The organism is Pedobacter sp. (genome assembly GCF_045628745.1).
Taxonomy (GTDB): domain Bacteria; phylum Bacteroidota; class Bacteroidia; order Sphingobacteriales; family Sphingobacteriaceae; genus Pedobacter.
Genome location: NZ_JAZQPU010000467.1, coordinates 1 through 8,462 on the forward strand (window position 1 = coordinate 1; position 8,462 = coordinate 8,462).

9 protein-coding genes are annotated in these 8,462 nt (G+C 39.2%); 3 read left to right on the top strand and 6 right to left on the bottom strand.

The genetic code is table 11. From position 1 onward, the window contains the following. The 6 genes from ACR2F7_RS16710 to ACR2F7_RS16735 all read right to left on the bottom strand — a co-directional run. Positions 1-413: adenylyltransferase/cytidyltransferase family protein (locus ACR2F7_RS16710; RefSeq protein WP_432714678.1), on the bottom strand; the 413-nt coding region annotated here is incomplete at its 3' end. A 10-nt stretch (positions 414-423) separates the two neighbouring features. After that, positions 424-1,287 carry a YitT family protein gene (locus ACR2F7_RS16715; protein WP_432714679.1) on the bottom strand — a complete coding sequence of 288 codons (864 nt, stop codon included), beginning with the start codon at positions 1,285-1,287 and terminating at the stop codon, positions 424-426. Further along, positions 1,257-1,982, bottom strand: coding sequence for a tRNA pseudouridine(55) synthase TruB (gene truB / locus ACR2F7_RS16720; RefSeq protein ID WP_432714680.1), 726 nt, complete (start codon positions 1,980-1,982; stop codon positions 1,257-1,259). The genes ACR2F7_RS16715 and truB overlap by 31 nt, the downstream gene beginning before the upstream one ends. Continuing rightward, positions 1,982-2,776 (bottom strand): undecaprenyl-diphosphate phosphatase, encoded by a 795-nt coding sequence (locus ACR2F7_RS16725; RefSeq protein WP_432714681.1) that lies wholly within the window; start codon positions 2,774-2,776, stop codon positions 1,982-1,984. Before ACR2F7_RS16725 ends, truB begins: the two co-directional genes overlap by 1 nt. Positions 2,777-2,782: 6 nt before the next feature. Next, a complete protein-coding gene (locus ACR2F7_RS16730; protein WP_432714682.1) occupies positions 2,783-3,007 on the bottom strand; it encodes a DUF3098 domain-containing protein in 225 nt (74 codons plus the stop codon). Further along, positions 3,007-3,885 carry a cell division protein FtsX gene (locus ACR2F7_RS16735; protein ID WP_432714683.1) on the bottom strand — a complete coding sequence of 293 codons (879 nt, stop codon included), beginning with the start codon at positions 3,883-3,885 and terminating at the stop codon, positions 3,007-3,009. The genes ACR2F7_RS16730 and ACR2F7_RS16735 overlap by 1 nt, the downstream gene beginning before the upstream one ends. A gap of 300 nt (positions 3,886-4,185) precedes the next feature. Between ACR2F7_RS16735 and ACR2F7_RS16740 the strand changes: the two genes are divergently transcribed. The 3 genes from ACR2F7_RS16740 to leuS all read left to right on the top strand — a co-directional run. After that, positions 4,186-5,439, top strand: coding sequence for a PAS domain S-box protein (locus tag ACR2F7_RS16740; RefSeq protein ID WP_432714684.1), 1,254 nt, complete (start codon positions 4,186-4,188; stop codon positions 5,437-5,439). Positions 5,440-5,557: 118 nt separating this feature from the next. After that, positions 5,558-5,986, top strand: coding sequence for a hypothetical protein (locus ACR2F7_RS16745; RefSeq protein ID WP_432714685.1), 429 nt, complete (start codon positions 5,558-5,560; stop codon positions 5,984-5,986). 65 nt (positions 5,987-6,051) lie between these two features. Next, positions 6,052-8,462: leucine--tRNA ligase (leuS, locus tag ACR2F7_RS16750; protein WP_432714686.1), on the top strand; the 2,411-nt coding region annotated here is incomplete at its 3' end.

The following is an 8,462-nucleotide window of genomic DNA, read 5'->3' on the forward strand; positions in this document are numbered from 1 at the left end:
TCGGGCATTCCACCTTGTCGGTCTTTGCCAAAACGATGGTCGTAGCCTACAATAATGTATTTGGTGCCTAAAGTATTGATCAGCACGTTCTCAATATATTCTTTTGCCGTGAGGTTAGAGAAATCGCGCGTAAAAGGAATGATAATTAAATGATCTACACCCAGGTTAGCCAGAATTTCAGCTTTCTGAGCAATGGTGTTGATCATTTTCAGGTTCTGGTTTTCTGGGTCCAGTATTAAGCGCGGGTGTGGAAAGAAGGTTAAGATAACACTTTCGCCACCCGTAGTTTTGGCCAGTTCACATAAACGTTTAACAATCTTTTGGTGACCAAAATGAACACCATCAAACGTACCAATGGTGACTACTGCATTGTTTAATTTTTTAAATTCAGAAAGTTGATGGTATATTTTCAATGTCTTGATGTTAATGAAGGGCCTGGCGTTTCACCACACCACCTTTAATGTCAGCAATTTGTTGTTGGATCACAAAGGCATCCGGATCTATGGACCTGATTGCCGTTTGCAGTTTACTCATCTCCAGTTTAGTAACTACAGTATAGAGAATGTTGATATCTCTTTTTTCTGCATAGCCACCTTCACCTTTATAAATGGTTACGCCACGTTTCATTTTAAACATGATGTACTTTTTTATGGCATCATTCTTTTCAGAGATAACTGTAACACCCGTATATTGTTCAATGCCGTTAACAATATAGTCGACGGTATTGGAGGCAGATAAGTAAGTTAAGATAGCATATAATGCAGTTTCAATATTGATAAAAACGGCGGCGAAAGAAAAGATGATCACGTTGAGGATCAGGATGATGTTACCTACGGTAAGGCTGCTTTTCTTACTGATAAACAAAGCAAGAACTTCGGTGCCGTCAATAACGCCGCCACCTCTCATGGATAAGCCAATTCCACCACCTAAAAAGAAACCGCCAAAAAAGGCAATCAGCAATTTATCATGTGTAATAGGCTGAAAAGGAGCAACCACCAGCAAGAATGCTAAGGCTAAAATAGCGATAGCCGTTTTAATGGCGAAGAGTTTACCTATTTGTTTATAGCCCAGGATAACGAAAGGGATATTGATCATCACGATGAGGTAGGGGAGTTCTATACCCGTTAGATTTCTCACCAACAGGGAAATTCCGGTTACACCACCATCAATAAATCCACTGGGCAGTAAAAAGCTTTTGAGGCCGAAACAAGCACATACAACCCCGCATGCGATTAAGAAAATGTTTTTTACAAAGTTTAACTTAGTAGATTTGGGGTGGTTACGCATAATTCTTCTCTTTTATTTTTAAGGTAAGCTACCAAATCGGCAACTTCAAATGCGTTTTGTAAACTGAAATCTCCACTTCTTGTCCTGGTCAATTTAGATAAATAAGCACCGTTGTTGAGTGCTGCACCAAAGTCAGAAACCAATGACCTGATGTAAGTTCCCTTACTACAGATGATTCTGAAGTCTATTTCTGGCAATTCAATTCTGGTAATTTCAAAAACAGGAACTGACACAAAGCGCAGGCGCAGTTCTGTTTCTTCACCCCTGCGGGCCTTTACATAGAGGCGTTCACCATTTACCTTTACCGCAGAATGTGCCGGTGGGTATTGTTGAATATCTCCGGTAAATTGTGCTGTTGCCGCATAAATTTGTTCGGCAGTAATGCCGTCCAATGGAAATTCCTGGTCTACTACTGTTTCCATATCATAGGATGGCGTAGTGGCACCAAGCACCATGGTGCCGGTATATTCTTTCTCCTGGGCCTGGAATGTGTCAATCTGCTTGGTTAATTTACCTGTGCAGATAATTAGCAATCCTGTTGCCAAGGGGTCAAGCGTGCCGGCATGACCTACTTTAATTTTTAGGGGTTTAAGAGAATTCCTAATCTTACCCACTACATCAAAGCTTGTCCATTTATAAGGTTTGTTGATCAGTAAAAGCTCACCCTCAACAAAATTAAATTCTCTCTCTATCATTATCCAACGGTCAATGGCACCTTGGCGAAATATAACGCTAAAATAACCACACCAATTAATATTCTATACCAGCCAAAAACACGGAAACCATGTTTCGACAAAAAACCAATAAACGATTTAATAGCAATGATGGCCACAATAAAAGCCACAACATTACCAAAAAGCAATAACTTCATGTTTTCGGCATTCAACAAGTGATAGCCTTTCAACATTTTATACCCTGTAGCAGCACACATGGTGGGCACAGCAAGGAAAAAGGAAAATTCTGCTGCGGCATTTCTGGTTAGCTTTTGCTGCATACCCCCAATAATGGTGGCAGCACTTCTACTTAAACCTGGTAAAGCAACGGCTAATACCTGGAAACAGCCAATTTTAAAAGCCGTTAGGTTAGTAATTTCCTTTTCACTGTGGATGGTGGAGTTTGTAAAGAACTTGTCGATAAACAACAGCACAACACCCCCTAACAAGAGCACCACCGAAATAAATATAGGATCACCCAGGGTATTGTCAATGAAATCATTCAATAAAAAGCCAAAGAACAATGCCGGTATAACGGCAATAATTAACTTGATATAAAACTGCCATTTGCTGAAGTCAAAAAACTTTTTCCAGTACAAAACAACCACGGCTAAAATAGCACCCAGTTGAATGGCCACTTCAAATAATTTTACAAATTCATCCTGGCCAATGCCCATTACGGAGCTTGCAATAACCATATGACCTGTAGAAGAAACAGGAAGAAATTCTGTTAATCCTTCAATTATAGCAAGGATTAAGGCTTGAATATAGTCCATGTAAGGCTACTTTTTGAGGATAGCGTAAACACCAAATGCAAAGCCAAAAAGAACGACTATGGGCGCAATTAACGTTTTTCTAACGTCATAAATATCGTTTTGTCCGCTCATTAAAATAAAGCCTACAACTACAATGGCAATGCTGATGATGAGCAATTGGTAATTCTTTTTGGTGAATACCAATTCACTTTTTCTTTCCTGATTTACAGGAGCTGTTCTTTTGTCGGTCATTATCTATAAAGGTCGTAAATTTTTAAACTTAAATATCTGCTTACTGCCATGGCAGTACTAATGGCGGAGATGAAAATTCCAATGCCTACCATTAACAAAAGTACGAAGCCAAACTCCGTATAATTTCTTAAGATGATGATCTCCGGAATCTGTTTTTGTGCATAGAACAAAATGCCCAATAAAAGAATAACCGCAATAATGGCTGCAATTAAACCATGCAAGGCAGCCCATAAAACAAAGGGCTTGCGAATGAAGTTTTTTGTAGCACCCACAAGCTGCATACTTTTAATTAAAAAGCGCTGCGAGTAAATGGCCAGTCTGATGGTATTGTTGATCAGGGCAATAGAAATAACCAATAACACCACGGCAAAGGCTAAAATGATTAAACCAATGGTATTGATGTTCTGGTTAACCATATCAATCAACGAGCTCTGGTAAATCACTTCTTTAACTATAGGGTTTTTACTGATTTCCGCTTTTAAAGTGTCAATGCTTTTATTGTTGGCATAATCTGCTTTTAAATAAACGTCAACCGTAGATAACAGGGGGTTATAGCCTAAGAAATCCACGAAATCTTCACCCAGATCTTGCGTTAAATTTTTCGCCGCAATTTCCTTGTTTACATACTGTGTATTTTTGATGGCCGGATTTCCATTAAGTTCTTTCTGAAATTGAAGCACATCAGCTTCTTTGGCACCTTCATCTACAATGATGTTCAGTACAATATTTTCCTTAACATAGTTGGAAAGATTTTTGGCGTGCACCAAAATCAAACCTAACATGCCTAGCATCAATAAAACTAAGGTAATGCTAAATATTGTAGATATGTAAATGGTTTTCGTCTTCTTAGAAGCATCGCTAACTTCAAATTCTTCCATGTAATTGTATTTATGTTTTGCGAAAATAAAAAAATAAAAGCAACTAAAATAAATTACTTGCCTTTCTTCGTCTTTTAATATTTAACCATACAACGAAAGATTGCTTCAATTAGTTTATTATTGTTGCTACAGACAGATCAAATATTTGGTTATTTTATTGCTCATCTTCAAAGCAATTATTAAATTAAGGCAAAGCTTTGGAAATCATCACATGTTTATTGTAGTGCTTTAATGTATATAATTAATTGAATAAACGATTCCTTGGTGTATTTTTGTGAAAAAGTGATTCCTGATATTAAAATGTTAAAAACTAGCCCCCTTAAACTTGTTGTTATTTATTTAATCTTTGGCATAGGCTGGATTTTAACTTTAAAAGGTCAAACGACACTCTTAGCAGCTATAACCGGTTTAGATGAAAATAGCCTTGGCCCATATAAAGCAATGCTTTTTGTTTGTGTAAGTGCGGTCATCTTTTATTACATCATTAAAGCACAATCTTCAGCGCTTCGGAATTCTGAAAAACAATATAAGAATTTATTTTATGCTAATCCTACACCCTTGTGGATCTATGACCAGCACTCTTTAAAGTTCCTGGAGGTAAACGATGCCGCCAGCACTTTTTATGGTTATACCAGTGAAGATTTTAAAAAAATGACCATTCTGGACATCAGGGATAAAAATGACCATGACCGAGTTCTTAAAGCGGTAAAAGAAATGCCCGCTGGTGGTAAAGAATCTGGTAAATGGGAACATTTGAAGAAAAATGGCGATAGGATCATTGTGATGATCAATTCACATCAGATAATTTTCCAGGAAAAAGAAGCGGTAATGGTGATGGCGCAGGATATTACTTATCAAATAGCGCAGGAAGAACAATTAAAGCTGATGTATTCTACGGAAAGAGAGCTGAAGGAAGAGTTGGAAATGAACATTGTGCTGATAGAGCGCTCACTTGAAGAAAAGCAACGCATGGCCGAAGTGATAGACCGCATCTATAACATGGTGATGATCATTGATGCCTATGGCAAAATTACCTGGGTAAACCAGGCTTTCATACATACTACTGGTTATAGCTTTGAAGAAGCGGTAGGCAACTCACCTGAATTTCTTCATGGACCAAACACGGATCTGGAGATCTATCAAAAAATTATCAATGCCGTAAAGGACCATGAATTTTCTGTATTTGAAATTATCAACTATACCAAAACTGGCGAAGAATATTGGGTTGAGCTCAGCATGTCTGCTATTTACAATGAAAATCATGAAATTATTCGTGTCATTTCAATCCTGAATATCATTACTGAACGCAAGTTAAACGAGGAAAAAATAAAGTTGCAGAATACCATCCTGAAAAATATATCATGGACAAATTCTCATGCCATCAGAAAGTCCGTTACTTCCATCCTTGGATTGCTGAACTTAAGTAAGGATGCCACAGGTTTAGAGGAGCTTAAAGAAATACACCGCATGATTGCTGACTGTTCTAAAGAGCTGGATGATACCACCAAAGACATGGGCAAAGTGATGAGTAGTTTGTTGCAGGAGCATAAATAAATCTGTGTAAATTACCACGGGAGCTATACAACCGCTCTTTTACTTTGTAATATTTCTGTTTGTTTCCCGTTAAAAATGATGATTAGCGCAATCATTAACGGTACACAAAAAAGAACCTATGAAAACAAAGTTATTCGCTATTGTAGCCTTATTCCTGACCATTGCCACCGTATCCTCCTGCAAAAAAGAAGATACCGATACCTTGAAAGCTAAAATAGCTGGCAGATGGCAGGTTAATAAAGTAGAAAGAAAAACCTATGATGCCAATGGCAGTGCCGTTGTTTCTACCATTACCACCCCTTATACCACAACTGATTATATTGATTTTAAAAACAATGAAAACGATGAGTTGGAAATTAACCTCGGTTCGGGCAATAGGGTAATGGGTAATTATGTGGTCTTGATGGGTAACGATTTTAACATCAGCCTTTCCAATAAGCTTCTTTATTGCACCACAGATGTATTGAATGAGAACACCTTCCAGTTTACAGGTACGGTAGATCAATCAAGCCCCAAGGTAACGGAAACTTATTACCTTCAGCGCTAAGGAAACAATCTAATTGTCGATTGGTAAATTAATTCATTATTTTCGCCTGATATAAGGATAGCTGAATGGATTACCAATTTAAAGACATAGAGAAAAAGTGGCAGGAGTTTTGGGCAAAAAACCAAACCTTCAAAGCAGAGAAAAGTGCAGAGAAGCCTAAATTTTATATATTAGATATGTTCCCATACCCTTCGGGAGCTGGTTTACATGTAGGCCACCCGCTGGGTTATATTGCATCAGACATATTTTCAAGGTATAAAAGATTAAAAGGTTTTAACGTATTGCACCCTATGGGCTATGATTCTTTTGGCTTGCCAGCAGAACAATATGCCATTCAAACAGGACAACACCCTGCCATAACCACAGAAACAAATATCAGTACTTACCGTCGCCAGCTTGACCAGATTGGTTTTTCTTTCGATTGGTCTCGTGAGGTGCGCACCAGCGACCCTGCCTATTACAAATGGACGCAGTGGATATTTATGCAACTTTTCAACTCCTGGTATAACCTGGAGACTGATCAGGCAGAAGATATCACCACCCTGGTGGAGAAATTTGCAGCCGATGGCAGTGCAAGTGTAAAAGCGGTATGTGATGAGGAAGTGAGAACAATTTTGCCGAGCGACTGGGCCACTATGACCGCTGAAGATAAGCAGGAGGAATTGCTGAAATACCGCCTAACCTATTTAAGGGAAAGTACCGTTAACTGGTGCCCGGCTTTAGGAACGGTATTGGCCAATGATGAAGTGAAAGACGGCTATTCTGAGCGTGGCGGACATCCCGTGGAGCAAAAGAAAATGATGCAGTGGAGCATGCGTATCTCTGCTTATGCTGAACGTTTGTTACAAGGTTTAAACACCGTTGACTGGCCAGAGCCTGTTAAAGAAATGCAACGCAACTGGATTGGCAAAAGTGTAGGTGCAAGTGTGAAGTTTAGCCTTGAGCCATCACCGCTGACCGCTGTTTTAACGACTGACTATATAGAAGTTTTTACCACACGTGTGGATACAATTTTTGGTGTTTCTTATTTAGTTTTAGCACCGGAACATGAATTGGTGGCAGCTTTAACAACGCCAGCACAGCAAGATGAGGTGTTAACCTACATTGCGCAGACCCGTAAAAAATCTGAACTGGACCGCATGGCGGATACAAAAACTGTTTCTGGTGCATTTACCGGCAGTTATGTCATCAACCCGGTAAGTGGGGAAAGAATTCCTTTGTGGATTGCTGATTACGTATTGGCAGGATATGGAACAGGTGCGGTAATGGGTGTGCCAAGTGGCGACCAGCGCGACTGGGCATTTGCTACACACTTTAACTTAGCGATTACACAAATCCTCGATGGTCAGCAAAACCTTGATACCCAGGCAGACCCTACCAAAGAAGGTAAATATATCAACTCTGGCTTCATTAACGGCATGACTTATAGCGAAGCTATACCAACGTTGAATGAATGGCTGGAAGATAAAAAAGTAGGTAAAGCAAAAATCAATTACCGCATGCGCGATGCTATTTTTGGTCGCCAGCGTTATTGGGGAGAGCCTATTCCAGTATACTTTAAAAATGGTTTACCTTACCTGATTAAAGAAGAGGAATTGCCTTTATTGCTACCTGAAATTGATAAATACCTGCCTACAGAAACGGGTGAGCCGCCATTGGGCAGGGCCGAAAAATGGAGCTACGAGCAGCATTATGAATATGAGCTGAGCACTATGCCTGGTTGGGCAGGGTCTAGCTGGTATTGGTACCGCTATATGGATGCGCACAATAAAACGGCTTTCGCAGCTAAAGAAGCTATTGAATACTGGAAAGATGTAGATCTTTACATTGGTGGTGCTGAACATGCCACAGGTCACTTGTTGTACAGCCGTTTCTGGAATAAGTTTCTTAAAGATTTAGGCCATGTGCTGGAAGAAGAGCCCTTCAAAAAACTGATTAACCAGGGCATGATCCAGGGCAGAAGTAATTTTGTATACCGTGTGGTTGATGAAGATGGCCGTGGAACCAATACTTTGGTATCTCAAGGCTTAAAAAACCAGTACAAAACTACTGCTTTACATGTTGATGTAAACATTGTAGAAAACGAGATCCTGAATATTCCAAAGTTCAAATTATTCAGACCAGAGTTTCAGGATGCAGAATTTATCCTGGAGAATGGCAAATACATCTGCGGCGTAGAAGTGGAAAAAATGTCCAAATCTAAGTTTAATGTGGTTAACCCGGATGTGCTGATTGAAAGTTACGGTGCAGATACTTTAAGGATGTACGAAATGTTCCTTGGTCCGCTGGAACAAAGTAAACCATGGAATACCAATGGTATTGAAGGTGTATTTAAATTCTTGCGTAAGTTTTGGCGTTTATTTCATAACGAACAATGGCAGTTTACCGTTGTTGACAACCAACCTTCAAAAGCAGAATTAAAGGCTTTACACAAGATCATTAAAAAAGTACAGGATGATGTGGAGCGTCTTTCTTT